Raw genomic sequence first — 23,349 nt, forward strand, 5'->3', positions numbered from 1 at the left:
ATCGTTAAAGGTGTAACGACGCTAAACGTAATATTTCGTTCTGCGTGGTATTTTTGGTTTCGACAATACCGGCAACGAGACCATTACTCATTACCAGGATGCGGTCAGTTATGCCTAACAGCTCCGGCATTTCGGAAGAGATAATAATGATGCCTTTATCGCGCTTCGCCAGCTCGGAAATAAGCTGATAAATTTCAAACTTTGCGCCGACATCAATGCCGCGCGTCGGCTCATCCAGCATTAATATCTCCGGCTGGGTTAACAGCCAGCGACCAATAATCACTTTCTGCTGGTTACCACCGGACAGCGAACCAATCGAGGTGTGATGCCCTGGCGTTTTTACCCGCATGGAATCAATTACCCACTGGGTATCGCTTTTCATACGGCTATTATCCAGCAGGCCGATGCGATTTTTATACTGGCGGATATTGGAAATTAATGAGTTGAAACCGATATCCAGATAGGCATAAATCCCGGTGGAACGCCGCTCTTCGGTAACCAGCGCAAAGCCGTGATTAATCGCTTCGTTGGCGCTGTGGTTATTAATCGCCTTGCCGTGCAGCTTAATGGTGCCGCCCGATTTTTCGCGAATACCAAACAGCGTTTCAACAATATCGGTACGCTTAGCGCCCACCAGCCCGGCAATACCGAGAATTTCCCCTTTATGGAGATCGAAGGAGATATCACGAATCGAAGGCTGACGCAGCGACGTCAGGTTGCGCACTTCCAGAATCACTTCACCCGGCACGTTGGTTTTATCGGGGAAGCGCTGGTTCAGCGAACGTCCCACCATCATGGCGATGATCTTATCCATATCCAGCCCTTCCAGCGGCTGGGTGTTGATCCACTGGCCGTCGCGCAGAATAGTGATTTCATCGCACAGCTGAAATATCTCTTCCATTTTATGTGAGATATAGACAATGCCGCAGCCGCGATCTTTTAGCTTACGAATAATGGTGAACAGATGGTTAACTTCTTTCTCAGTCAGCGAAGAGGTTGGCTCATCCATAATCACAATTTTGGCGTCATAGGAAAATGCTTTGGCAATTTCCACCATCTGCATTTGCGAAACGGAAAGCAGCGCCACTTTATCGCGCGGATCGATATCAATATCCAGCTCGTCAAAAATCGCTTTGGTGTCACGATACATTTTATCGTGATCGACAAATAACCCTTTGCGTGGATAACGGCCAAGCCACATGTTATCCATTACCGAGCGCTGCAGCACCAGGTTTAACTCCTGATGCACCATCGATACGCCATTTTCCAGCGCTTCTTTCGCGCTATGGAAATTAATTTCTCTCCCCTGAAAAATAATGCTTCCGCTATCCTTACTGTAAATACCAAACAGGCATTTTAATAAGGTTGATTTACCTGCGCCATTCTCCCCCATCAGCGCGTGAACGGAATGCGGTCGGACTTTCAGATTGACATTATCTAAAGCCTTCACGCCAGGAAATGACTTATTAATATTGGTCATTTCCAGCAAAAATTCATGCTGTGCTGTTTTTTCACTGGCCATAATTTACCTGGCTAAATGTATCTGCGTCTGGCAAAAAGGGCACAGCTCATGCTGTGCCCGACTGCGTTTATTTACTGAATTGAGCAAGGTTTTCTTTATCTACCGCCACGTAAGGAATACGGACGATTTTATTTTCCAGCTTGAAGTTGGTGCCTTCCGCCGCAGGTTTACCGGCCGCCAGGTTTTGCGCCAGTTCAAAGGTGGCTTTCGCCTGGTTGGCGCCATCGTTCAGCACCGTACCGGCCATCGCGCCCGATTTCACCATTGCCAACGCTTCCGGCAGCGCATCGACGCCAAATACCGGAATAGAAGATTTGTTGTGCGCCTTCAGCGCTTCCACCGCGCCCATCGCCATCGCATCGTTGTTGGCAATCACCACTTCGATTTTGTTGGCGTTCGGGCCAGAAAGCCAGGCATCAACTTTATCTTTGGCCTGTGCGGTATCCCACATCGCAGTGTCCATCGCCAGCTGCTCTGTTTTGATGCCGTTGCTGTTCAGCGTATCAATCACATATTTGGTACGCGCTTCGGCATCCGGGTGGCCCGGCTCGCCTTTCAGCAGCACGAACTGAATCTGACCATCTTTATTCAGATCCCATGCAGGCGTGGCTTTCCAGTGTTTCTCAATCAGCTGTCCCTGGATAACGCCGGACTCTTTTGAGTCAGTCCCCACGTAATAGGCTTTGTCGTAGCCCGCCAGCACTTTGGCGCTTGGCTCTTTGTTAAAGAACACTACCGGTACGTCATTGCTGCGCGCTTTATCAATCACCACGCCTGCCGCAGCCGGATCGACCAGGTTAATCGCCAGGGCCTTAACCCCTTTTGCCAGCAGCACGTCAATCTGATCGTTCTGTTTTGACTGGTCGTTTTGCGAGTCATTCATCAGCAGCTGAACGCCACCGGCGGCCTGCGCATCTTTCTCCAGATCCTTACGCACCATCGACATAAAGTTATCGTCATATTTATAGATGGTAACGCCAATACGGGTATCTGCTGCGTGCGCCGTTGCACCAAACATCATGCTGGCAACCAGGGCTGTGAGGGTGAAAACCTTCTTATTCATAATATTAGTATCTCCGGTTTTTACAGGGGTCGTTCTACATCCAAATCCTCCGTCCAGTGGACAGAGGCGCGCGGATACTCAGTGAAAAAATCGGCCTGGGCGGGTCATTAAAACGTTACGCAAAGCCGATGGATTGCTGACACAAAACCTGACTTCCTTAATCGGTAACGCTTCCTGGTAAGTAATGCCAAACAGTGGCGCGGCGCGCTGTAGAGATCCTCAGCCGGTGGGCTAAAACCGTTACATGATGTTTCATCGCCGTTAAGTCGCAGCTATCATAGTGAGGCGTATGTTAATTAACTGTGAATTTACTCACAGATTGAAAACGGTTACATGGCGGAATCGTTTGAAAGGGTGATCGTCACCACACTTTGCCGCGCCGCCACCGAATGACGACGTACCAGCGTTGGCATAAAGCAGTGACCAGCGCTGGCGTCCAGTTCACCGGCAGCGCCTTTTAATGCCAGCTCAGTGGCCAGTTTCGCCATAGAAACAATGGGATAGCGCACCGTGGTCAGCTGTGGATCGGTATAACGCGAAATGGGAATATCATCGAAGCCGATAACGGAAACCTGCTGCGGCACCAGAATGCCGTTATCTTTTAACGCGGTCAGCGCGCCGGTGGCCATGCTATCGTTGTAGGTGAACAGCGCCGTGAGCTGTACATTGCGCCCCAGCAGCTCCACCATCGCCGCCTCGCCGCCCTGCATATCTGGCTCGCCGCTGCCAATCCAGACCTCCGGTGGCGTAATGCCCTGCTCATGCAGCGCCTGTAACCAGCCCGCCCGCCGTTGCTCTTCATCTTCAATCGGATGGCTGGAACCCAGGTAGCCAATGCGCGTATGCCCCTGCTGCAACAGCATACGCGTTGCCATCAGCGCACCGCTGACGTTATCCAGCCCCACGCAGCGATATTCATAGCCAGGAACGATACGGTTAACCAATACCATGCCCGGCACCTGATCCATAAAGTTGCTCAGCTCAGCGTCAGAAAGAGATTTGGAATGCACCACCAGCGCGTTGCAGCGCTGCCGGATCAACACTTCGATAGCGTGCCGCTCTTTCTCTTCCTGGTGCCAGGAATTACTGATGAGCACATGCTTTTGCACCCGCTGCGCCACGGTATCAACCGCTTTCACCAGCGCGCCGAAAAAGGGATCGGAGACATCCATCACCACCACGCCGATGGTGTCGCTCACCTGCGTCGCCAGCGCCTGGGCGTTGGCGTTTGGCCGGTAACCCAAGTTATCCACCGCCTGCTGCACCACATCACGGGTTTCAGCGGTGACCGCGCTGCTGTTGTTCAGCACGCGGGAAACCGTAGCGACGGAGACACCCGCCATGCGCGCGACGTCACGAATGGTAATCATGATGGATCACCGGAAATAAGAGAGATGTGCTGCATGTTTCACCTGCCGACTGGAGAGCTGACGGCTATTCTGGCAGGCAACCGCGCCGGGCTACGTGAAACAGGTCACACTGATGAAAACGGTTACATACAATTTTATAACAATTGTGATAGGCGTCATTGTCCGGGGCGGGCGTTAGTCAGCGGCTTGCCCGCCGCCAGCCCGGTAAGCTTACGCCACAGCCACTCCAGCGGCCCCTGACGGAAACGGCGCAGCCACAGCGTTGAGAACAGCAGGTTCGCCAGCCAGACAGGCGGCACCAGCATCAGCAGCTGCAGGCGATCGAAATGCAGGAACAGGCCAAAATGATAGAATAGCGTGGTACAGATCAGGGTTTGCAGCAGATAGTTACTTAACGCCATGCGGCCAACGCAACAGATGGGCTGAGTGATTTTCAGCCTTGCCAACTGCGGCCAGAAACCAAAGCATAGCGCGGCATAGCCAAGGCTTACCAACGGCGCGGCGAGATCGCGCGGTGCCTGCAAATAAAAGCCTGACCAGCGAAACGCCCACTCCAGATGCCATTGCAGCAGCGTCGCCGGTAGCTGAATCAGCCAGCCGAGGGTTAACAAGATCACCGCAGTTTGGCGATAGTGACGGCGACTGTAAGCCCCCTGCAGCCAGCCGTTACGCATCAGCGCGCCGCCGATCATCATCAGCCCCGCCAGCTGCCAGCCATACTGCGCACCCAGCGCCAGCAGCATGGAAGAGAGATGATTAACGCGGTTTTGCACCGCGTCCCATCCGCCGTTGAGCTTCCAGAAGGTTTCATACTGAATATCGGCCGCGCCGGGCAGCCAGGAGCGCGCCGGTTCCGGCGAGGAGATCAGGCCAAACAGCAAAAGCACGCCCACGCCCACCAGATAGAGCATCACGCCGGTATTAAACAGCGAGCGCGTCGAGGGCACATCGCGGATCATACGCCAGGCGATCAGGCCAATAATGCCGTAGGCAAGCAGAATATCCCCTTCCCACATGAAGATGGCGTGAATAAAACCGAAGATCACCAGCCAGCTTAAGCGCGCCTGGAGCCAGCGCTTGCCGCGCGGCAGCAGCATTTGCAGGCCAGCGCCAAACAGCAACGCAAACAGCGTCAGGAATTTACTTTGCGCCAGCAGATCGAGCGTCGCCCAGCTAAGCGCATCGCTCAGCGAGGGCTGGCCGTGCCAGGCGGGATTCAGGTAGGCGGCGGAAGGCAGGCCGAAGCCGCTGATATTCAGCAGCAGGATACCGAGAATGGCGAGACCACGAATAAAATCCAGCGTGATATTTCGTTGCATGCCGGTTCCTGCAGCGTCTGCCCTCTGCCGTCAGAGGAGATTAGTTATGACGCACCGCACGGAGAAACTCCTGGCGCGTGTTTTGACTGGACTTAAACAGGCCGCCCAGCGAAGTAGTGGTAGTGGCGCTGTTGGCATCGCGAATGCCGCGCGCCTTAACGCAGTAATGCACCGCATCGATCGATACCGCGACATTATTGGTGCCGAGCAGCGTTTGTAACGCAATCAATACCTGCTGCGTCAGACGTTCCTGCACCTGCGGACGCTGGGCAAAGAACTGCACGATGCGGTTAATTTTCGACAGGCCGATCACTTTATCTTTAGGGATATAGGCCACGGTCGCCTGACCATCGATAATCACGAAATGGTGCTCACAGGTGCTGGTCAGCGTGATGTCGCGCACGGTCACCATCTCATCTACCTTCATTTTGTTCTCAATGAGGGTGATTTTTGGAAAATTGGCGTAATCCAGACCGGAGAAGATTTCATTAACATACATCTTGGCGATGCGGTGTGGGGTTTCCATCAGGCTGTCATCTTCTAAATCAAGATTGAGCAGCTGCATGATTTCAGTCATATGTCCGGCAATCAGCCGTTTACGCGTTTCGTCATCCATTTCACGTACGGGCGCACGTAACGGGGTTTCCAGTCCACGTGCGACCAGCGCTTCGTGAACCAGAGCAGCTTCATGACTTAACGTCGCCATGTGATGTTCTCCAGCAGGTGTAACAGCCGATAATCGCCAACGTGGTCGTTATCGGGGTAATAATCTGAGCGCGTATTCTGAAGCACTCCGCCCGGTTTATCCAGCGAATACGCGTCATTGCCGCTGAAATCGCTTCATGCAGCGCGCCGCCATACCAGGCCGCCAGCCAGCAGCAGCGCCGCGCCGGCCACATAGAGCGCGGGATCGAGGCGATGCAAAAACAGGCTGGAAAGCGAAGAGAGCAGCGGCCCTGCCAGCTGCCCAACGGCATAACCGGTGGTCAACAGGCCCGCCAGATAACGCGCATGCTGTGGCGCCAGTTCGCGGCCACACTGTAGCGTCAGCTGTACCACGCAGAGAAACCCGCCGCCCGTCAACAACGCGCCCAACAGTAAACCGCCGATGCCGGGCATCATCCCGCCGATAAACACGCCCAGCGCCTGCATCCACAGCGCCAGCGCCAGGCGGGTATGGGTGGCGACCAGCCGACGGGTGACAATACCCAGCGCAATGCCGATGACCGCCGCGCCGCCAAAGATCGGCCAGACAAATTGCGCCACCAGGCTGTGAGGAAAACGCGTCGCCGCCAGCTGAGAGAGAAAGGTCGCGGGCAAAATATAGCCGAAGCCCGCCAGGCTATAGCTCCAGACCAGACGCTTCAGGTTGCCGTTCAACACCAGCGGCGCAGGCGCCGTTTCCGGTCGGTGCAGTTCGCCCCGGCGCGGCAGGTTCACCGCAATCGGCGCAATCAGCAACAGCGCCAGCGCGCCGTAGGCCAGCCAGGCGCCTGCCGCAGAAAAGTGGTAGCGGTTCAGCAGCACTGCCAGCATGCCGCTCAGGAAAATACCCACGCCCGGCCCGGCAAACACCATCGCCAGCAGCGCCGGTCTGTTGCGCTTTTGCAGCTGCTCGCCGCACCACGCCGCCACCAGCACCATCGCCCAGCCGCTGGCCCAGCCGATAACAAAGCGCAGCACGCCATGTAGCCAGGCATGGTTTACCCATGCGGAAAGCAGCGTCAGCGCCACCGCGCCCCATACGCCCGCCTGCAACCGCCCTTCCACGCGCTGGCGCGCGCGCATCGCATCAAACGAGCCGCATAAATAACCCAGGTAATTAAGTGCCGCGACCAGACTGGCGCTGGTTAGCGTGAGCTGATGTTCTGCAATCATCAGCGGCACCTGCGGCGTAAAGGCAAAACGCCCAATGCCCATTGCCACTACCAATGACAGCAGCGCGCTGAGCGCAATGCGCCCTGCCTTCATGCCCCGATTTTCCATATTCGCCATAACCTTTTGCCACTGAACGGTTGCGTCCATCGTGCCTGCAGTTTAAACTCACGAAAAGTGAATGTTTATAACCAAGTTGATTACGGTAAGAGAACAGATGGATTTAGTCCAGTTACGCATGTTCTGCCTGGTCGCCGAAACCGGTTCGGTGGCGCGCGCCGCAGAACAGTTGCATCGTGTCCCTTCTAATTTAACCACGCGTCTGCGCCAGCTGGAGCAGGAGATCGGGGTTGATCTGTTTATTCGTGAAAAACAACGTCTGCGTTTGTCGCCGATGGGCCATAATTTCCTCTGTTACGCCCAGCGTATTTTAGCGCTGAGCGAAGAGGCATTGAGCATGGCGCGCACCGGCGAGCCTGGCGGCAACTTCGCCCTCGGCTCGATGGAAAGCACCGCCGCCACGCGCCTGCCGAACCTGCTGGCCGCCTATCACCAACGCTATCCGGCGGTGGCGCTTTCGCTAATTACCGGCACCTCCGGGGAAATTATCGACCGCGTGCGCGAAGGCACTTTGGCGGCGGCGCTGGTTGATGGCCCGGTTAACTATGACGAGCTGAACGGCTGCATTGCCTTTCGCGAGCAGATGATGCTGATTTCCAGCGCCGATCACGCGCCGATTCACAGCGCGGCTGACGCCAGCGGCGATACGGTTTTCGCGTTTCGCACCAGCTGCTCTTATCGTCTGCGGCTGGAGGAGTGGTTCCGCGACAGCGGCGTACAGCCGCATAACGTCATGGAGATCCAGTCCTATCACGCGATGATGGCCTGCGTCGCCAGCGGCGCAGGCGTGGCGCTGATTCCGCAGTCGGTGCTGGCGCAGATGCCCGCCCGCGAGCGGGTACAGGCGCACGTTTTGCCGCCGAAGTTTGCCGATACCGCCACCTGGTTAATCTGGCGGCGTGATGCGTTTACCCCCAATGTGGAAGCGCTGAAATACCTGATTATTGAACAGTTTGACGACAAACCCGTTAATGATGAACTGATGCATCCTTTGGAGCTGATAAATGGAAATGATTAAAACCCGTGCCGCCGTTGCCTGGGCCGCAGGCGAACCGCTGAAAATTGAAGAAGTGGATTTGATGCCGCCGCAAAAAGGTGAAGTCCTGGTGCGTATCGTCGCCACCGGCGTTTGCCACACCGATGCGTATACGCTGTCGGGCAAGGATCCTGAAGGGGTGTTCCCAGCCATTCTCGGCCACGAAGGCGGCGGGATTGTGGAAGCGGTCGGCGAAGGCGTAACCAGCGTCGCGGTCGGCGATCATGTGATTCCGCTCTACACCCCGGAATGCGGCAAGTGTAAGTTCTGCCTCTCTGGCAAAACCAACCTGTGTCAGGCGATTCGTACCACGCAGGGCAAAGGCCTGATGCCGGACGGCACCACCCGTTTCTTTAAAGACGGTCAGCCAATTTTCCACTACATGGGCACCTCGACCTTCTCTGAGTACACCGTCGTGCCGGAGATTTCGCTGGCTAAAATCAGCAAAGAAGCGCCGCTGGAAGAAGTCTGCCTGCTGGGCTGCGGCGTCACCACCGGCATGGGCGCGGTGATGAATACCGCTAAAGTCAAAGAAGGCGATACCGTGGCGATCTTCGGTCTGGGCGGCATTGGTCTGTCAGCGATTATCGGGGCGAAGATGGCGAAAGCGGGCCGCATTATTGCCATCGACATCAATACCAGCAAGTTTGATCTGGCGCGCAAGCTGGGTGCAACCGATCTGGTTAACCCGAAAGATTATGATAAGCCGATTCAGGACGTGATCGTTGAGATGACCGACGGCGGCGTAGACTATTCCTTTGAGTGTATCGGCAACGTTAACGTGATGCGTTCCGCGCTGGAGTGCTGCCACAAAGGCTGGGGCGAGTCGGTGATTATCGGCGTGGCTGGCGCGGGCGAAGAGATCTCCACCCGTCCTTTCCAGCTGGTAACCGGACGCGTCTGGCGCGGCTCCGCTTTTGGCGGCGTGAAAGGTCGTTCGCAGCTGCCGGGCATCGTGCAGGATTACCTTGACGGTAAATTCGAGCTCAACGATTTTATTACCCACACCATGCCGCTGGAAGAGATTAACGACGCGTTTGAGCTGATGCATGAAGGCAAGTCGATCCGCTCCGTGGTGCATTTCAGTAAATAAACGGGAGCCATCATGCCAACGACGCTGGAATTACTGGAAGAACATCGCCTGTTTGGTGGCTGGCAACAGCGCTGGCGGCATCATTCGTCGGTGCTGGGCTGCAATATGACGTTCGGCATTTTTCTGCCGGGCCCGCAGGGCGAAGCACCGCCGCCGGTGGTTTGGTGCCTGGCGGGGCTGACCTGCACCGATGAAAATTTTGCCGTTAAATCGGGCGCGCAGCGCGTGGCGGCGGAGCTGGGTCTGGTGCTGGTGATGCCTGATACCAGCCCACGCGGCGCTGAGGTGCCAAATGATGAAGCCTACGACCTGGGACAGGGCGCGGGCTTTTATCTGAATGCCACGCAGGAACCGTGGCGGCACAATTTCCATATGTACGATTACATTAACGAAGAGCTGCCCGCGCTGATTGCCGCCAGCTTTAAGGTGAGCGATCGCCAGGCGGTGATGGGACATTCGATGGGCGGTCACGGCGCGCTGATGCTGGCGCTGCGTAATCCGCAGAAGTATGCCTCTGCCTCCGCCTTCGCGCCGATTGTTAATCCGTGCGCGGTGCCGTGGGGCCAGAAAGCGTTCAGCGCTTATTTAGGCGACGATCGTGAACAGTGGCGGCAATATGACAGCTGTTGGCTGATGCAACAGGCGCAGCAGCCGCTGCCGTTGCTGATCGATCAGGGCGACAGCGATCAGTTCCTGGCCGATCAGCTGCAGCCTGAACAGCTGGAAGCGATAGCGCAGCAGCGTGACTGGCCGCTGACGCTGCGTATTCAGCCGGGTTATGATCACAGCTATTTCTTTATCTCCTCGTTTGTTGAGGATCATTTGCGCTTTCATGCGCAGCATTTGTTGGCATAAATCAGGGGCGGCGCAAGCCGCCCTTTTTTATCACCTGCGCTGTAGCAGGCTGCTTGCTGCCGCACCGGCGAGCATGGCACTGCGGATCGGCAAAGAACGCCTGCAGCAAACCGGGCTAACGGCTCAGCGTGGCGTTAAGCGCCTCGATAGAGGTTTGTAACCCTGCCTCCACGCTCATGGTTAAATCTTCCATTTCCAGCGCGACGTCGCCGTCATAGCCGCTCATACGTAATACCGAGAAAAATTCTTTCCACCATTGCAGATCTTTGCCGCAGCCGACCGCAACATAGTTCCAGCTGCGCGTACGCGTAGCGGTGACGGGCTGATAGTCCAGCAGGCCATCCACCTCCGCCAGTCCACGCTCAATACGGGCATCTTTGCCATGCACATGAAAAATTGCCCCCTCCAGCTTACGCACGGCGGCAATCGGATCGGCTCCCATTACCATCAGATGCGAAGGATCGAGATTTATACCAATGATATCGCCCACCGCGTGACGCAGACGCAGCAGCGTGGAGGGGTTATAAACCAGCTGACCTGGAAACGCCTCCAGCGCGATTTGCTCTACGCCCTGCTGTCTGGCCTCGTGCGCAAACTTTCGCCACCAGGGGATCGCCACCGCATTCCACTGATAGTCAATCACGCCCGGCATGTAATCGGGCCAGGAAACGGTTGAGGTTATCCAGTTCGGTATGCGATCTTCCGGCCCTCCGCCGGGCAGACCGCTCATCATCACAATTTTCTTAACACCCAGCTTCCCGGCCAGCGCCAGGGTTTGATAGCTGCTGTGCGTATATTTTTCGCCCAGCTCGCCGGGTGCCAGGGGATTACCGGAGCAGTTTAGCGCCACGATATTCATATCCCGCCTGGCAAGCTCGGCGCGAAAACCATCGCGCTCCTGCACCGAGGCCAGTAGCGCTGCGGTATTGACGTGCGGACACGGCGACCAGCCGCCCGCTGTCATTTCCACCCCGGTAATACCGTAGCTTTTCACTTTATCCAGCATCGCCGGGAACGAAAGTCCAGCAAGCACATCCGTACAGAGCGCGAGTTTCATGCTATCCCCTTTATTTAACAGACAGTGAACGGGTAAGTTTTTTAATTAACGCCTGACAGACCACACGCGTTTTTGTCGGCTGCCCGCCAGGCATCCCTTTACAGCGCGGGTAAATAGAGCGCGGGACAAACAGGGAGGGCCACGTCATGTCGTTGACCCGTTTTAAGCGAGGCCAGCCCGGCATCGCACACCAGCGCGACCATATAACCGTCCCAGGCGGAGGGGCCAGATAGCGCAGCGCTGCGGGAAACATGATCGATAAAACACTGAACTTCCCGATCGTAGGCGATGGCAAATCGTTCCATACAGGAACGGGAAATCGCATGGCTCAACCCTGTCGAAGCGCGCGTCCAGGTCGCTGCCTGTTCGGTTAATCCCGCTATGGCATTTTCCCCAACCACTTCACAGCGAATGTCATAGCCGTAATCACAGTTAACAAAGAGCTCATCATCAATACGCACCCCTGACTCTGTTTCAAAAATAACGATCAACGGATCCCGCAAATGCGCACAGGCGCGTCGGCTCTTTTTCGCGGGTTTATCAACTCGTACCGCAACAATATTTTCATTCAGCAGGTAACGGATAATATCGATCTCATGCGTAGCGGAATCATTAATTGCCATTTCCGTGGTATAGCTCTCAGGCACCGCAGGATTACGATGCGCGCAGTGCATTAATAATATATTGCCCAATTCCCCGCCTTGAATAGCCTGTTTAAGCGCCTGATAGCCGGGATCGAAACGGCGCATAAAACCTAATTGCAACAGGCGTTTGCCCGATGCTACTTCCGCATCAATAATGGCTTGGGCCTCATCTGCCGTCGGCGTCAGCGGCTTCTCGCAAAAAACCGGCTTACCCGCCCTGAAAGCAGAAAGTATTTGCGCCTTGTGCGCAGGCCCGATGGAGCAAATAAAAACCGCATCAACCAGCGGCGAATTAATTAAATCGTCGGCATGATAAAAAGCGGCGGCGCTATATTCAGCAGCGGTATTATCCGCCATGGCGTGATTGATATCGCAAACCGCCGTTACCTGCGCGCCCGAAACAGTATGATTAAGGCGTTTAAGGTGATCCTGCCCAATCATACCTAAGCCGATAATACCGATATTTACCGTCATCAACGTATCCTTCATGGTCAAATCATTAAACAGAAGAGAGCGTGGAAAATAACTATTCATTGGTGCCTAGCGTTGCGCCAACGGTACAGCAAAAAATAAAACGGAAAACTATCATGGGCGCAGCAACTTTTTTATGCGTGTTACAGATCACAAATTCGTATGGAATCGGCTTTTATCATGCAAACCAGATCACAGTAATACTTACAGACCAATTGACAAAGCAAGATTGAATACATGCTAAAAAAGCCTTTTCTGGCAATAACTTTTATCGCTGATGATTATTTCCGCCTGCGGCCTTACACCCTGCTTCCTACGCGGTGAGAATAATTTCACGCCGCTTAATTTCATATTCACTATCCGGCCGCAGAAATAATGTTTTGATGATTTTCGCAGAATGCATATTTACGCTGATCAATCAGAGGGCTTTTCGGCCGCCGTACGCTATCGCCATGCAAAAGCTGACATCAGGTTGCTATCAACGTCGGATGACGCGCCAGCGCGTGACCGCCATGCAGCCCGAAAATGTGATGACAATCAAAATTTTCTGCTTAGCTGGCGGGCTGATAATAAATTTTCGCCGATCCTTACAGACAGCCTGTTATATATAAACATTCTGTAACCCATGTCCTGAGCTGACTATATAACGTGTATCGCGTCGGGCGGTGATAATAACCCGCGCCTTAATGGAGTTATTATGCCGACCTACTGTATTAATCAGTCGCCTTTGTCATATGGTTTTGAAAATGACACGCCTCCTTACCTCTCTTTTATTTGCAAAGCCGAAGGCCGTGAGGCGGCAATTCCCCGCATCATGCATCAGCATAGCGATCGTTGCGAACTGATGTTCGTTTGCGAAGGTTCGGGAAACTATAATATTGATGGCAAAAACTATAGCGTTAAGCGCGGCGACATTCTTTTATTTAATGCCGAAGTGCTGCATGATGAAAACCCGCAGGCTTCAGATGCGTTACTGATATACAGCTGCGGCATTGAGCAGCTAAAATTTGTTGGACTACCGGTGAATTATCTTACTGCACGTGCGCAAACGGCGGTGATGCCCAGTGGCGATTCCTATGCTGAAATCCGCGCCATTTTTGATCATATATGGCGACAGGTAGCCCAAAAACAGCAATACGGTCGCGAAATCACGCGCCACTTACTCAGCGCTTTGCTGCTGCTCTGCCGGAGTATCTGGCTTAAGCATCAACAACACGATACTTTTGCCAGCCTGTTATTAGGCCAGCGGGTTAAAAATTATATTGATGAGCGCTATAAGAGTGACATTTCGCTTAAATCGATAAATGCCGCGCTGAACGCGAACCCCTACTATCTTTCCCACGCGTTTAAAGATTATTCAGGTTATTCACCTAAACAATATCAGACCAGACGACGTATAGGTGAAGCGCAGTCGTTATTGCTCAGCACCGATTTAGGGGTAAAAGAAGTCGCCTGGGCGGTAGGGTACGATAACGTTAATAATTTCCATCGGATATTTCTAAACCTGGTCGGTATCCCACCGGCGCGCTATAAAAAGTACTGGCTGACGGGGCAGATACAATCCTGACGGGTGAAGGGGGCATTTCAATCAGGGCGGCGCAAGCCGCCCTTTTTTATCAGAAGCTGTAGTCCATCGCCACGAAATAGCGGCGGCCATCTTCGTTATAGCCATAATCATCGCGGCTGAAATCTTTATCCAGCAGGTTCTGCACGCCGGCGCGCAGTTTAACCGCTTTGGTCGCCTGCCAGCTGCCGCCGGTATTCCAGATCACATAACCGCCAGGCGTTACGCCGTCATTATTTAACGTGCGGCGCTGGCCGGAATAGTTAGCCTGCACATAAACGTTCCAGTCGGTCACCGGCGTCCAGTCAAGCGTGCCGTTGGCGGTATGCAGCGGCAGTTCCTGCAGCGGTTTATTACCGCCGTTGCTCAGGTCACGTCCATCGGTATAGGTATAGTTCAGCGTCAGCTTCCAGCTATCGTTGAACGGCACTTTCAGCTCGGTTTCCAGCCCGGTAATGCGCGCTTTATTAACGTTGTAATAACGGAACACCGGATTACCATCGGCATTCATGCCGACATAGTTGCTGTAGCCCGGCGCCAGCGCTTTGTCTGACGTACGCGCAATGCCGATCATATCGTCCAGGTTGTTCTGGAAAGCGGTCACGCTGCCGGTCACGCCATCCAGCAAGCCTTCCTCGCCGCGATAATAGATACCCAGCTCAAAGCTTTCACTGGTTTCCGGTTTCAAATCCTTGCTGCCGATAATAGAGCAACCGCCGCGACAGGAGTTGCTCTGCCAGTCAGGGCTAAGCTGCAACAGCGATGGCGCTTTAAACGCGTTGGCCCAGCCGCCCTTTACCGTGACCGTGTCGGTGGCGTTCCAGACCAGATATACACGCGGGCTCCAGTGGTCGCCAAAGGTTTCGTGATCGTCCATGCGCACGCCGCCGGTCAAAGCCAGCGACTCCAGCACGCGCCACTCATCTTCCACAAACAGCGCATACTGGCTCGCAGAGGTGCTGCCGCTGCTCTTCAGATTAAGCGAGTCGGTTAACTTATCGTGACGCCATTCGCCGCCAAAGGTCAGCAGCTGATTAATATCCATCAGCGGCAGAACCAGCTTGCCGTCGAGGCTGTTATTACGCGAGGTGATGGTATCGCTGGAGTAGTTATCGATCTTGTCGCCATAAAAGCGCAGTTCGGTATTGCCGAAACCCCAGCGGCCGTTATGGCTCAGGCTGTAGTTTTGACGCTCAAGGCGATTTTTATCCAGCGAATCGGAATCGCGATCCTGACGATCGAAACCGTAACCGAAGCCGATCTCCTGGCGATCGTCCGGCGTCAGGGTAAATTCGGCGCTGCCGTTACGCGCGGTATAGCCTTCGATACGCGCTGAATCGTCTTCGTTGGCAGGCGCGTCATCTTTTTCGCGCTTGCCGAGGCTGCCGTAAACTTTCACCCCGAGCAGATCGTCGATCACCGGGCCGCTGGTGAAGAAGTTGCCGTTATAGCTGTTGCCGCGATCGCGATGCTCCTGCTGCGTGGTATCGGCGCTCAGGGTGCCGTGCCAGGCCTTGCCGACCTTGCGGGTAATAATATTCACCACGCCGCCCAGCGCATCAGAACCATACAGTGAGGACATCGGGCCGCGTACCACTTCGATGCGCTCAATGGCATCGACCGGAATCCAGTTCAGATCGAAATCGTTATGGCGGAATACCGCATTGCGTGAATTAACGCGTTTACCGTCGATCAAAATCAGCGTATAGCTGCTGCTCAGGCCACGCAGGCTGATGCCTTTGCGGTTATCCCCTTCATCAGTTAACTGCACGCCCGGCACTTCGCGTAACACCTCGCGCAGGTTTTGTACCGGCTTACGTTTGATCTCTTCGCTGGTGATAACGCTGATGCTGGCTGGCGCGTCCTGTAAATTAATTTCATTCGCCGAGGCGGTTACCACCATTGTGTCGCCGCTATCTTCTCCGGCTGCATAAACAGGCAACGTCAGTACCAAAGCGGAGGTACAAATACCCGCCCGCATCACAGCATTTAAGCGAAACATACTTCTCTCCATGAGGTCAAAATAACAAGATTTAAATGTGTTGCTCACATAAAAGGGCGATATCTAATCACCAAAGTTTTTATTTACCGCCTGTTGGCTGGCTTAATGCCATTTGCCTGCGGCGTTATTCACCAGCTGAAAAGGTTTCGGCTGGCGAGATGGAATGCTTTATTAAGAAAATTCTTAGTTATAAAAAAACAGTATCCCTATAAATAGAGATTATTTAATGGTGTATCAAATTGGCCCTTATTTATCCGTACTAAGCTTGCGCGTAAAAATAAGGGCTGAGTCAATTACAGCGTCGGTTCGGCCACCAGCCCGTCAATTAATACCTGCGGCGTTCCCTGGGAGCAGCGCTCGATACGGCCGCGCACGCCGTAAACTTCAGCCAGGCTTTCCGCCGTGATCACCGCTTCCGGCGCGCCATCGGCAATTAACCTGCCCTGCTGTAGCATTAATACATGCTCCGCATGGCGCAGCGCGATATTAATATCGTGAACCACCACTACGGTGACGATATTACGCAGGCGGGTTTCCCGGCGGACTAAATCCATGACGTGGAACTGATAATTTAAATCGAGCGCGCTTAGCGGCTCATCCAGCAATAACAGCTGCGGCCGTCGGATTAATGATTGCGCTAATCCCACCAGCTGTTTTTGCCCGCCGGAAAGCTGGTCAAGGTAACTTAATGCCAGATGGGCGATACCCAACTGCTCTAACAGCGCCATGACCTCTGCTTCGCGGATGGCGCCGCCGCCGTAGCCGCCGGAGGCGCGCTGGGCAACGATAATCGATTCCAGCACGTGCAGATGCACCCCCGCCGGTAGCGACTGCGGCAGATAAACCACTTTTTCCGCGCGCCGGGCAAAAGGCAGCGCCGTCAGCTCTTCACCGTTGAGCCATAATTCGCCCTGCGCCTGATTCAACCCGGCCAGCGAGCGCAGCAATGTTGATTTACCGCAGCCGTTTGGCCCCAGCAGCACGGTGATCTTTCCGCGCGGCAGCTGAGGAACGTTGAGGTTTTCAATCACTTTGCGTTTCGGATAGCCGGTATGTAACCCACGAATCTGCAAGCCTTCCATCAGACGTTCCCCCGATGACGCAGAATAATTGTCAGGAAGAACGGCACGCCCACCAGTGAGGTCACGATGCCAACCGGAATAATGATGCCCGGGATAAGATTTTTCGAGGCCACCGAGGCCATAGAGAGCACCAGCGCGCCGGTCAGGGCGCTGGCAGGCAGATAGAAGCGATGATCTTCACCAAATATCAGCCGGGAAATATGCGGCGCGACCAGACCGATAAAACCGATCGGCCCGACAAAGGCTACCGCCAGCGCGGAGAGAATACTGATGCGTAGCAGCGTGCCGAGCCGCAGACGGCGTACATCGATGCCGAAGCTGATGGCGCGATCTTCGCCCAGACGCAGCGCGGTCAGCTTCCATGAGCTCATTAACGAGAACGGCAGCAGCAGCAGCACCGCCGCGCTTAAAATCCCCAGTTTTTCCCACGAGGCGCGCGCCAGGCTGCCCATGGTCCAGAACACCAGCCCCTGCAGCGTGTCTTCGCTGGCGATAAACTGCAGCATGGAAACCAGCGCGTTAAAGGTAAACACCAGCGCGATACCAAACAGCACCACGCCAGAGGTGGCGACCCGCGTCCAGCGCGTGACGCCATCCAGCATCAGCGCGGCAAACAGTGCAAAGACAAAGGCATTGCCGGAGATAAACCATTGATCGGGAATGCCGGGAATGCCAATGCCGAGAATAATTGCCAGCGCGGCGCCGAATGCGGCAGCGGAAGAGACGCCGAGGGTAAAGGGGCTGGCCAGCGGGTTATTCAGGATGGTTTGCATTTCCGCACCGGCCAGGCCAAGCGCCAGACCCACCACCACCGCCATTAGCGCGTAGGGCAGACGGATTTGCCAGACGATTACCCGCGTTCCGCCATCCACGCTATCCGGCTGCAACAGCGTATGCCATAGCGTGTCCAGCGTCAGGCCAGACGGGCCGAGGGTAAAATCGAAAATTAGCGAGGCCAGAATGGCCAACAGCAATACGCCCATCATCATCAGGCGATGCCGTAACAGCTGATGATAGCGCCCCATCACCGGCTCAGGCGCCGTAGCGCTGGCATAGGGGGTGGAATCTGGTGTTACACTCATGTTAAATCCTGTCAATATCCGTTCAGTCAGACACGGCGGAGTCGCCTTTCACAGCTGTGCAGCGCTGCCTGATAACCAACGGTTTTTCGCTGGCGTCAAAGAGGCGTAACGACAAAGGCTGGAACAATAAATCAAACGATAATGATTATCAATGCAATTAGTGACATTGTATAGATAGCAAAAAGGCGCAACCTGCGTTGCGCCTTTATTTTTAACCCTGCTGCATCAACCGTTAGTCACCGAAACGCGGAAAATCCATATCGCGATAGCGTACAAATCGGCTGCGACGCACCAGTTTGTAACCAAACCAGATAATCAGGAACAGCGGAATACCGATGTAGGTAGCGGCTACGCCATACCAGTCAATGGTATCGGCCAGGAACGCCTGATAGTTCTGACCAAGGGTAATAATCAGGCAGAGCACAAAGGCGAAAATCGGCCCCAGCGGGAAGAAACCGGAAAGATACGGTAAATCCTCCAGCTTATGCCCCTGCGCCACATAGCCGCGACGGAAGCGATAATGGCTGATAGCAATGCCGAGCCAGGCGATAAAGCCGGTCATCCCGGAAGTGTTCAGCAGCCACAGGTAAACCTGCTGGTTACCAAACTTCGAGGTCAGGAAGCAGAGCGCGGCAACCACAGTAGTGGCGTAGAGCGCATTGCGCGGCACGCCATTTTTCGACAGCTTAGCGAAAATGCGTGGCGCTTTGCCTTCGCTGGCCAGGGTAAACAGCATGCGCGTTGAGGCGTACATCCCGGAGTTACCCGCCGACAGCACCGCCGTCAGGATCACCGCGTTCATTATCGCCGCCGCTGACAGCAGACCGGCATGCTGGAACACCAGCGTAAACGGGCTGACGCTGATATCTTTTACATCGTTACGCAGCAGGCTGGGATCGGTGTAAGGGATAATCAGGCTGATAATCAGAATGGCGAAGATATAGAACAGCAGAATACGCCAGAATACCTGACGCACCGCGCGCGGGATGTTTTTCGCCGGATCTTCCGACTCGCCTGCGGCGATGCCGATAAGTTCCGTGCCCTGGAAGGAGAAGCCGACAATCATCGCCACGCCGATCATCGCCGAAAAACCGCCAGCGAAAGGCGCGTCGCCAATCTGCCAGTTCTGCCAGCCAGCGCTCTCGCCGCCGCGCAGAATCCCGACCATCATCATGATGCCGATAATGATAAAGATAATTACGGTAGTGACTTTGATCAGCGAGAACCAATATTCCGCCTCGCCAAAGCCTTTTACCGAGATGACGTTCAGCAGGAACATCAGGCCGAGGAACAGTGCGCTCCAGATCCAGCCCGGCGTATCCGGGAACCAGTAACTCATCACCAGCTGTGATGCCACCAGGTCAACGGCGATGGTGACCGCCCAGTTGTACCAGTAGTTCCAGCCAAGCGCGAAGCCAAAACCCTCTTCGACATATTTGGCACCATAGGTGGAGAAAGAGCCGGAAACCGGCATAAACGCCGCCAGTTCACCGAGACTGGTCATCAAGAAATAGACCATCAGCCCGATAAGCGCGTAAGAAAGCAGCGCGCCGCCGGGACCGGCCTGCGAGATCGTTGCGCCAGAGGCGACGAATAACCCGGTGCCGATAGAGCCGCCGATGGCGATCATCGTCAAATGGCGCGCCTTTAACGCACGCTGCAACCCAGGCTGTTGTGTTGTTTTTTTATCCTGAACCATATTTAAACGCTGTAGATGGGGTGAAAAGAGGCGCGATTGTAGCAACTCGTCGGGTCAAGTATAGCGATAACCCCGCGTTATAAGTTACCTTCATGATCCGCGCCGGATTATTAGCAGCGCCTGCCGCTTATTCACGGCAATAGCTCAGAAAACGGCTCAGCGCTTTGGAAATATGCTTCTGCCGATGGTGAATACGATACAGCGTGCGCGACAGCGTCGGCAGCGGCACCGGGATTTCTACCAGCGAGCCGGTTTCCAGCTGTTCGGCAATTACCCGGCGCGACAAACAGCTAATGCCCATGCCGTGACGCACCGCATGCTTGATCGCCTCGGAATTGCCCAGCTCCAGCGCCAGCTGAAAGTGCGGCAGATGCGACAGCAGCAGATAATCGACAATTTCGCGCGTGCCCGATCCCTGTTCACGCAGGATCCAGGGCGCGGCGGCGAGGCTTTCCAGCGTAACCGGCTGCTCACGCAGCGGCGTATCGGGCGCGGCAAACACCACCAGCTCATCCTGTAGCCAGGGCTCGCTGACAATATCGCTGACGTGGCACGGCCCTTCAATCAGTCCAAGATCCACACGAAAATCAGCCACCGCGTTGATCACATCCTGACTGTTGCCTACGCTCAGCTCCAGCGGCAGCGTGGGATAGTCGCGCCGCCAGGCGGCAAGCATGCCCGGCAGCAGATAGTTGCCGATGGTGCTGCTGGCGTAAAGGCGAATCGCGCCGTTATCTTCACGAAACAGCTGCTCAATATCGGTTGCCTGCTCCAGCAGCCCCACCGCGCGCGGATAGAGCAAACGGCCATGCTCGTTCACCACCAGCCGTTTCCCAACGCGATCGAACAGCTGCACGCCCAGTTGCCCTTCCAGATCGGCCAGCGCGGCGCTAACCGCCGACTGCGAAAGCGCCAGCTGCTGCGAAGCCTGGGTGGTAGAGCCGCTTTTCAGCACCTCGGTAAAGACTTCTATCTGACGCAGCGTAATATGCATTGATGCTCCTTTACGTCATAAAATGCCTGACGCCCCACATTATCAGCGCCAGCCAAAGCAGCAGCAGCAATATCAGGCCGCTGCGGCTAATTAATTTTTTGCCCTGCCGCTGCCGTTGCTCAACGTAAGCCAGACTGCGAACGCGTATCGGTGTCGGCATCATCCGCAGCAGCAGCATTACGCCTGACGGCACGATCACCGCGTCGTCTACCCAGCCCACCAGCGGAATCACATCCGGTATCAGATCGACGGGGCTTACCGCGTACAGCGCCAGCAGCCCGGTAAACAGCTTCAGCCACAGCGGCGCCTGAGGATCGCGGCAGGCGAACCATAGCGTCAGCCCATCTTTTTTAATCAACCGCACCCAGCGGCGTATCCGGTTAAACAGCACGTTCCCCTCCGCCTATATTACTTATTCCGATTAATAATAAATATATAATCAATTTCACTTTTAAGCCAGGCGTGGCGCACACTTGCCTCATTGAAAGAGGAGATTGCCTGTGGCTGAGTTAACCCTGACAAAACCGCATTTTCGTCCGGGACGTTTTTTACCGGGACTGCTGCTAACCGGCCTGATTGCCGCTGCTGCGCTCACGCTGGGCAGCCAGCATAGTTTTGCCGCGCTGGGCCTGAGCGGGCTGACGCTGGCGATCGTTATCGGCATGCTGTTGGGTAATACCCTTTATCCGCATCTGCATGCTGTTTGTGACAGCGGCGTGCTGCTGGCGAAGCAGCGCCTGCTGCGGCTGGGGATTATCCTGTACGGTTTTCGGCTGACTTTCCAGCAGATTGCGGGCGTGGGCATCAGCGGCATTGTTATTGATGCGCTGACGCTGAGCTCAACGTTTTTGCTGGCCTGCTGGCTGGGCCGCCGCTGGCTGGGGCTGGATCGGGAGAGCTGCTGGCTGATCGGCGCGGGCAGCAGCATCTGTGGTGCCGCCGCCGTACTGGCGACCGAGCCGGTCGTCAAAGCGCAGGCGGCCAAAGTGGCGGTGGCGATCGCGACCGTGGTGCTGTTCGGCACGCTGGCGATTTTTATCTGGCCACTGCTCTGGCCGCTGGCGCATCAGCTGTTTCCGGCGCTGACCGCGACGCAGTTCGGCATCTATACAGGTTCAACGGTGCATGAGGTGGCGCAGGTGGTGGCCGCAGGCCACGCCATCGGCCCGGAGGCGGAAAATGCTGCGGTGATCGCTAAAATGCTGCGGGTAATGATGCTGGCGCCGTTTCTGCTGCTGCTTTCCGCGTGGATCCAGCGTCACAGCCCGCAGCGCCCGACGCAGAAAAGCGCCCTGCCGTTTCCCTGGTTTGCTTTAATGTTTATTGCGGTGGCGCTGTTTAACTCGTTTCATCTGCTGCCGCACCACTGGATCACGCTGATTAACCAGATTAATACCGTGCTGCTGGCAATGGCGATGGCGGCGCTGGGACTGACCACGCACATCAGCGCGTTTAAACAGGCTGGCGTGCGCCCGCTGCTGCTGGGTCTGATGCTGTTTATCTGGCTGCTGCTGGGCGGCGGCGCCATTAACCTGCTGGTTCACCATTTCCTGCCTTAGGCGCATCAGTTATCATGGCCTGCCTGCTCAGGCGGGCTATTAACAGGAGAACAGCATGAAATTTATTGGCGCGCACGTCAGTGCGGCGGGCGGTGTGGAACAGGCGGTGTTACGCGCTCATGAACTGGAAGCAACCGCTTTTGCGCTGTTTACCAAAAATCAGCGGCAATGGCGGGCAGCGCCGCTATCCACCGCGACCATTGATGCCTTTCGCAGCGCCTGCGAAAAATATGGCTACAGCAGCGGTCAAATTCTGCCCCATGACAGTTTTTTAATTAACCTCGGTCATCCGCAGGAAGAGCCGCTGGAGAAATCGCGCAAGGCGTTTATCGATGAGCTACAGCGCTGCGAGCAGCTGGGGCTTTCGCTGCTTAATTTCCACCCCGGCAGCCATCTGAGCCAGATCGATGAAGATGCGTGCCTGCAACGCATCGCGGAATCGGTGAATATTGCGCTGGATAACACCACTGGCGTCACCGCCGTGATTGAAAACACCGCCGGTCAGGGCAGCAACCTGGGTTACCGCTTTGAGCATCTGGCGGCAATTATCGATCGGGTAGAAGATAAGTCACGCGTCGGCGTCTGCATTGATACCTGTCACGCATTTGCCGGTGGTTACGATCTGCGCAGCGAAGCGGACTGCGAGGCGACCTTCGCCGAGTTTGAGCGCATCGTGGGCTTTCAGTATTTGCGCGGCATGCATCTGAACGATGCGAAAAGCGCCTATGCCAGCCGTGTCGATCGGCATCACAGTCTGGGCGAAGGCAATATTGGCAAAACCGTGTTTAGCTGGCTGATGAAAGACAGCCGCTTTGACAATATTCCGCTGATTCTGGAAACCATTAATCCTGATATCTGGAAAGATGAAATTGCCTGGCTGAAGTCACAGCAGCAGCCTGCCGCCAGCATCGATTAACCGCGCTTTTGCCAGCCCGCTGGGCT

General features: G+C 55.3%; 20 protein-coding genes. 6 read left to right on the forward strand and 14 right to left on the reverse strand.

What is annotated here, in order from left to right:
- Nucleotides 1–4: 4 nt before the first annotated feature.
- The 6 genes from mglA to J2X14_RS07115 all read right to left on the reverse strand — a co-directional run bounded on the left by mglA (nt 5) and on the right by J2X14_RS07115 (nt 7,245).
- The gene (mglA, locus tag J2X14_RS07090) at nt 5–1,522 is read right to left on the reverse strand and encodes a galactose/methyl galactoside ABC transporter ATP-binding protein MglA (protein WP_502889976.1); all 1,518 of its coding nucleotides are present in this window, start codon (nt 1,520–1,522) and stop codon (nt 5–7) included.
- Between the two features lie 67 nt (nt 1,523–1,589).
- Nucleotides 1,590–2,585 carry a galactose/glucose ABC transporter substrate-binding protein MglB gene (gene mglB, locus J2X14_RS07095; protein ID WP_352410514.1) on the reverse strand — a complete coding sequence of 332 codons (996 nt, stop codon included), beginning with the start codon at nt 2,583–2,585 and terminating at the stop codon, nt 1,590–1,592.
- 329 nt (nt 2,586–2,914) lie between these two features.
- Nucleotides 2,915–3,955, reverse strand: coding sequence for an HTH-type transcriptional regulator GalS (gene galS / locus J2X14_RS07100; protein ID WP_352410515.1), 1,041 nt, complete (start codon nt 3,953–3,955; stop codon nt 2,915–2,917).
- 155 nt (nt 3,956–4,110) lie between these two features.
- Nucleotides 4,111–5,274 (reverse strand): DUF418 domain-containing protein YeiB, encoded by a 1,164-nt coding sequence (gene yeiB / locus J2X14_RS07105; RefSeq protein ID WP_352410516.1) that lies wholly within the window; start codon nt 5,272–5,274, stop codon nt 4,111–4,113.
- A 40-nt stretch (nt 5,275–5,314) separates the two neighbouring features.
- Nucleotides 5,315–5,980, reverse strand: coding sequence for a GTP cyclohydrolase I FolE (folE, locus tag J2X14_RS07110; protein ID WP_249891575.1), 666 nt, complete (start codon nt 5,978–5,980; stop codon nt 5,315–5,317).
- A 134-nt stretch (nt 5,981–6,114) separates the two neighbouring features.
- Nucleotides 6,115–7,245, reverse strand: coding sequence for a YbfB/YjiJ family MFS transporter (locus J2X14_RS07115; RefSeq protein ID WP_352410624.1), 1,131 nt, complete (start codon nt 7,243–7,245; stop codon nt 6,115–6,117).
- A 121-nt stretch (nt 7,246–7,366) separates the two neighbouring features.
- Here J2X14_RS07115 and ptrR point away from each other — a divergent pair, with 121 nt between their 5' ends.
- Genes ptrR through fghA form a run of 3 tightly spaced genes read left to right on the forward strand, consistent with a single transcriptional unit; the run spans nt 7,367 to nt 10,253 of the window.
- Complete coding sequence (ptrR, locus tag J2X14_RS07120; RefSeq protein ID WP_352410625.1) at nt 7,367–8,287, forward strand: putrescine utilization regulator PtrR; 921 nt, start codon at nt 7,367–7,369, stop codon at nt 8,285–8,287.
- Complete coding sequence (locus J2X14_RS07125; protein WP_352410517.1) at nt 8,274–9,398, forward strand: S-(hydroxymethyl)glutathione dehydrogenase/class III alcohol dehydrogenase; 1,125 nt, start codon at nt 8,274–8,276, stop codon at nt 9,396–9,398. The genes ptrR and J2X14_RS07125 overlap by 14 nt, the downstream gene beginning before the upstream one ends.
- 12 nt (nt 9,399–9,410) lie before the next feature.
- Complete coding sequence (fghA, locus tag J2X14_RS07130; RefSeq protein WP_352410518.1) at nt 9,411–10,253, forward strand: S-formylglutathione hydrolase; 843 nt, start codon at nt 9,411–9,413, stop codon at nt 10,251–10,253.
- A gap of 115 nt (nt 10,254–10,368) precedes the next feature.
- Here fghA and J2X14_RS07135 read toward each other — a convergent pair whose 3' ends face one another.
- Both J2X14_RS07135 and J2X14_RS07140 read right to left on the reverse strand, forming a co-directional pair.
- Complete coding sequence (locus J2X14_RS07135) at nt 10,369–11,310, reverse strand: sugar phosphate isomerase/epimerase family protein (protein ID WP_352410519.1); 942 nt, start codon at nt 11,308–11,310, stop codon at nt 10,369–10,371.
- A 98-nt stretch (nt 11,311–11,408) separates the two neighbouring features.
- On the reverse strand, nt 11,409–12,428 hold the full coding sequence (locus J2X14_RS07140; RefSeq protein ID WP_352410520.1) for a Gfo/Idh/MocA family protein: 1,020 nt from the start codon (nt 12,426–12,428) through the stop codon (nt 11,409–11,411).
- A 694-nt stretch (nt 12,429–13,122) separates the two neighbouring features.
- On the opposite strand from J2X14_RS07140, the gene J2X14_RS07145 reads away from it, so the two are divergent.
- Nucleotides 13,123–13,992 carry an AraC family transcriptional regulator gene (locus tag J2X14_RS07145; RefSeq protein WP_352410521.1) on the forward strand — a complete coding sequence of 290 codons (870 nt, stop codon included), beginning with the start codon at nt 13,123–13,125 and terminating at the stop codon, nt 13,990–13,992.
- Between the two features lie 49 nt (nt 13,993–14,041).
- On the opposite strand, the gene cirA is transcribed toward J2X14_RS07145, so the two are convergent.
- The 6 genes from cirA to J2X14_RS07175 form a co-directional block, all read right to left on the reverse strand.
- A complete protein-coding gene (gene cirA / locus J2X14_RS07150) occupies nt 14,042–15,991 on the reverse strand; it encodes a catecholate siderophore receptor CirA (protein ID WP_352410522.1) in 1,950 nt (649 codons plus the stop codon).
- 293 nt (nt 15,992–16,284) lie between these two features.
- Nucleotides 16,285–17,073, reverse strand: a complete 789-nt coding sequence (locus J2X14_RS07155; RefSeq protein WP_352410523.1) for an ABC transporter ATP-binding protein — start codon at nt 17,071–17,073, stop codon at nt 16,285–16,287.
- Nucleotides 17,073–18,155, reverse strand: a complete 1,083-nt coding sequence (locus J2X14_RS07160) for a FecCD family ABC transporter permease (RefSeq protein WP_352410524.1) — start codon at nt 18,153–18,155, stop codon at nt 17,073–17,075. The genes J2X14_RS07155 and J2X14_RS07160 overlap by 1 nt, the downstream gene beginning before the upstream one ends.
- Nucleotides 18,156–18,387: 232 nt before the next feature.
- Nucleotides 18,388–19,854: an amino acid permease gene (locus tag J2X14_RS07165; protein WP_352410525.1), complete on the reverse strand. Its 1,467-nt coding sequence runs from the start codon at nt 19,852–19,854 to the stop codon at nt 18,388–18,390.
- A 127-nt stretch (nt 19,855–19,981) separates the two neighbouring features.
- A complete protein-coding gene (gene yieE, locus J2X14_RS07170) occupies nt 19,982–20,848 on the reverse strand; it encodes a DNA-binding transcriptional regulator YeiE (protein ID WP_352410526.1) in 867 nt (288 codons plus the stop codon).
- A gap of 10 nt (nt 20,849–20,858) precedes the next feature.
- Nucleotides 20,859–21,239: a YkvA family protein gene (locus J2X14_RS07175; protein ID WP_352410527.1), complete on the reverse strand. Its 381-nt coding sequence runs from the start codon at nt 21,237–21,239 to the stop codon at nt 20,859–20,861.
- 109 nt (nt 21,240–21,348) lie between these two features.
- Here J2X14_RS07175 and J2X14_RS07180 point away from each other — a divergent pair, with 109 nt between their 5' ends.
- Together J2X14_RS07180 and nfo are read left to right on the forward strand one after the other, a co-directional pair.
- Nucleotides 21,349–22,407: a YeiH family putative sulfate export transporter gene (locus tag J2X14_RS07180; RefSeq protein WP_352410528.1), complete on the forward strand. Its 1,059-nt coding sequence runs from the start codon at nt 21,349–21,351 to the stop codon at nt 22,405–22,407.
- A gap of 55 nt (nt 22,408–22,462) precedes the next feature.
- Nucleotides 22,463–23,323: a deoxyribonuclease IV gene (gene nfo / locus J2X14_RS07185; protein ID WP_352410529.1), complete on the forward strand. Its 861-nt coding sequence runs from the start codon at nt 22,463–22,465 to the stop codon at nt 23,321–23,323.
- Nucleotides 23,324–23,349: the final 26 nt, after the last annotated feature.

It is taken from the genome of Mixta sp. BE291, from assembly GCF_031457955.1.
Taxonomy (GTDB): Bacteria; Pseudomonadota; Gammaproteobacteria; order Enterobacterales; family Enterobacteriaceae; genus Mixta.

Coding starts and splice junctions, on each gene's coding strand:
- mglA (WP_502889976.1), bottom strand. CDS start 1,522: ATGGCCAGTGAAAAAACAGCACAGCATGAATTTTTGCTGGAAATGACC.
- cirA (WP_352410522.1), bottom strand. CDS start 15,991: ATGTTTCGCTTAAATGCTGTGATGCGGGCGGGTATTTGTACCTCCGCT.
- folE (WP_249891575.1), bottom strand. CDS start 5,980: ATGGCGACGTTAAGTCATGAAGCTGCTCTGGTTCACGAAGCGCTGGTC.
- yeiB (WP_352410516.1), bottom strand. CDS start 5,274: ATGCAACGAAATATCACGCTGGATTTTATTCGTGGTCTCGCCATTCTC.
- J2X14_RS07115 (WP_352410624.1), bottom strand. CDS start 7,245: ATGAAGGCAGGGCGCATTGCGCTCAGCGCGCTGCTGTCATTGGTAGTG.
- J2X14_RS07155 (WP_352410523.1), bottom strand. CDS start 17,073: ATGGAAGGCTTGCAGATTCGTGGGTTACATACCGGCTATCCGAAACGC.
- J2X14_RS07125 (WP_352410517.1), top strand. CDS start 8,274: ATGGAAATGATTAAAACCCGTGCCGCCGTTGCCTGGGCCGCAGGCGAA.
- J2X14_RS07135 (WP_352410519.1), bottom strand. CDS start 11,310: ATGAAACTCGCGCTCTGTACGGATGTGCTTGCTGGACTTTCGTTCCCG.
- J2X14_RS07160 (WP_352410524.1), bottom strand. CDS start 18,155: ATGAGTGTAACACCAGATTCCACCCCCTATGCCAGCGCTACGGCGCCT.
- nfo (WP_352410529.1), top strand. CDS start 22,463: ATGAAATTTATTGGCGCGCACGTCAGTGCGGCGGGCGGTGTGGAACAG.
- fghA (WP_352410518.1), top strand. CDS start 9,411: ATGCCAACGACGCTGGAATTACTGGAAGAACATCGCCTGTTTGGTGGC.
- J2X14_RS07145 (WP_352410521.1), top strand. CDS start 13,123: ATGCCGACCTACTGTATTAATCAGTCGCCTTTGTCATATGGTTTTGAA.
- galS (WP_352410515.1), bottom strand. CDS start 3,955: ATGATTACCATTCGTGACGTCGCGCGCATGGCGGGTGTCTCCGTCGCT.
- J2X14_RS07165 (WP_352410525.1), bottom strand. CDS start 19,854: ATGGTTCAGGATAAAAAAACAACACAACAGCCTGGGTTGCAGCGTGCG.
- mglB (WP_352410514.1), bottom strand. CDS start 2,585: ATGAATAAGAAGGTTTTCACCCTCACAGCCCTGGTTGCCAGCATGATG.
- yieE (WP_352410526.1), bottom strand. CDS start 20,848: ATGCATATTACGCTGCGTCAGATAGAAGTCTTTACCGAGGTGCTGAAA.
- ptrR (WP_352410625.1), top strand. CDS start 7,367: ATGGATTTAGTCCAGTTACGCATGTTCTGCCTGGTCGCCGAAACCGGT.
- J2X14_RS07140 (WP_352410520.1), bottom strand. CDS start 12,428: ATGACGGTAAATATCGGTATTATCGGCTTAGGTATGATTGGGCAGGAT.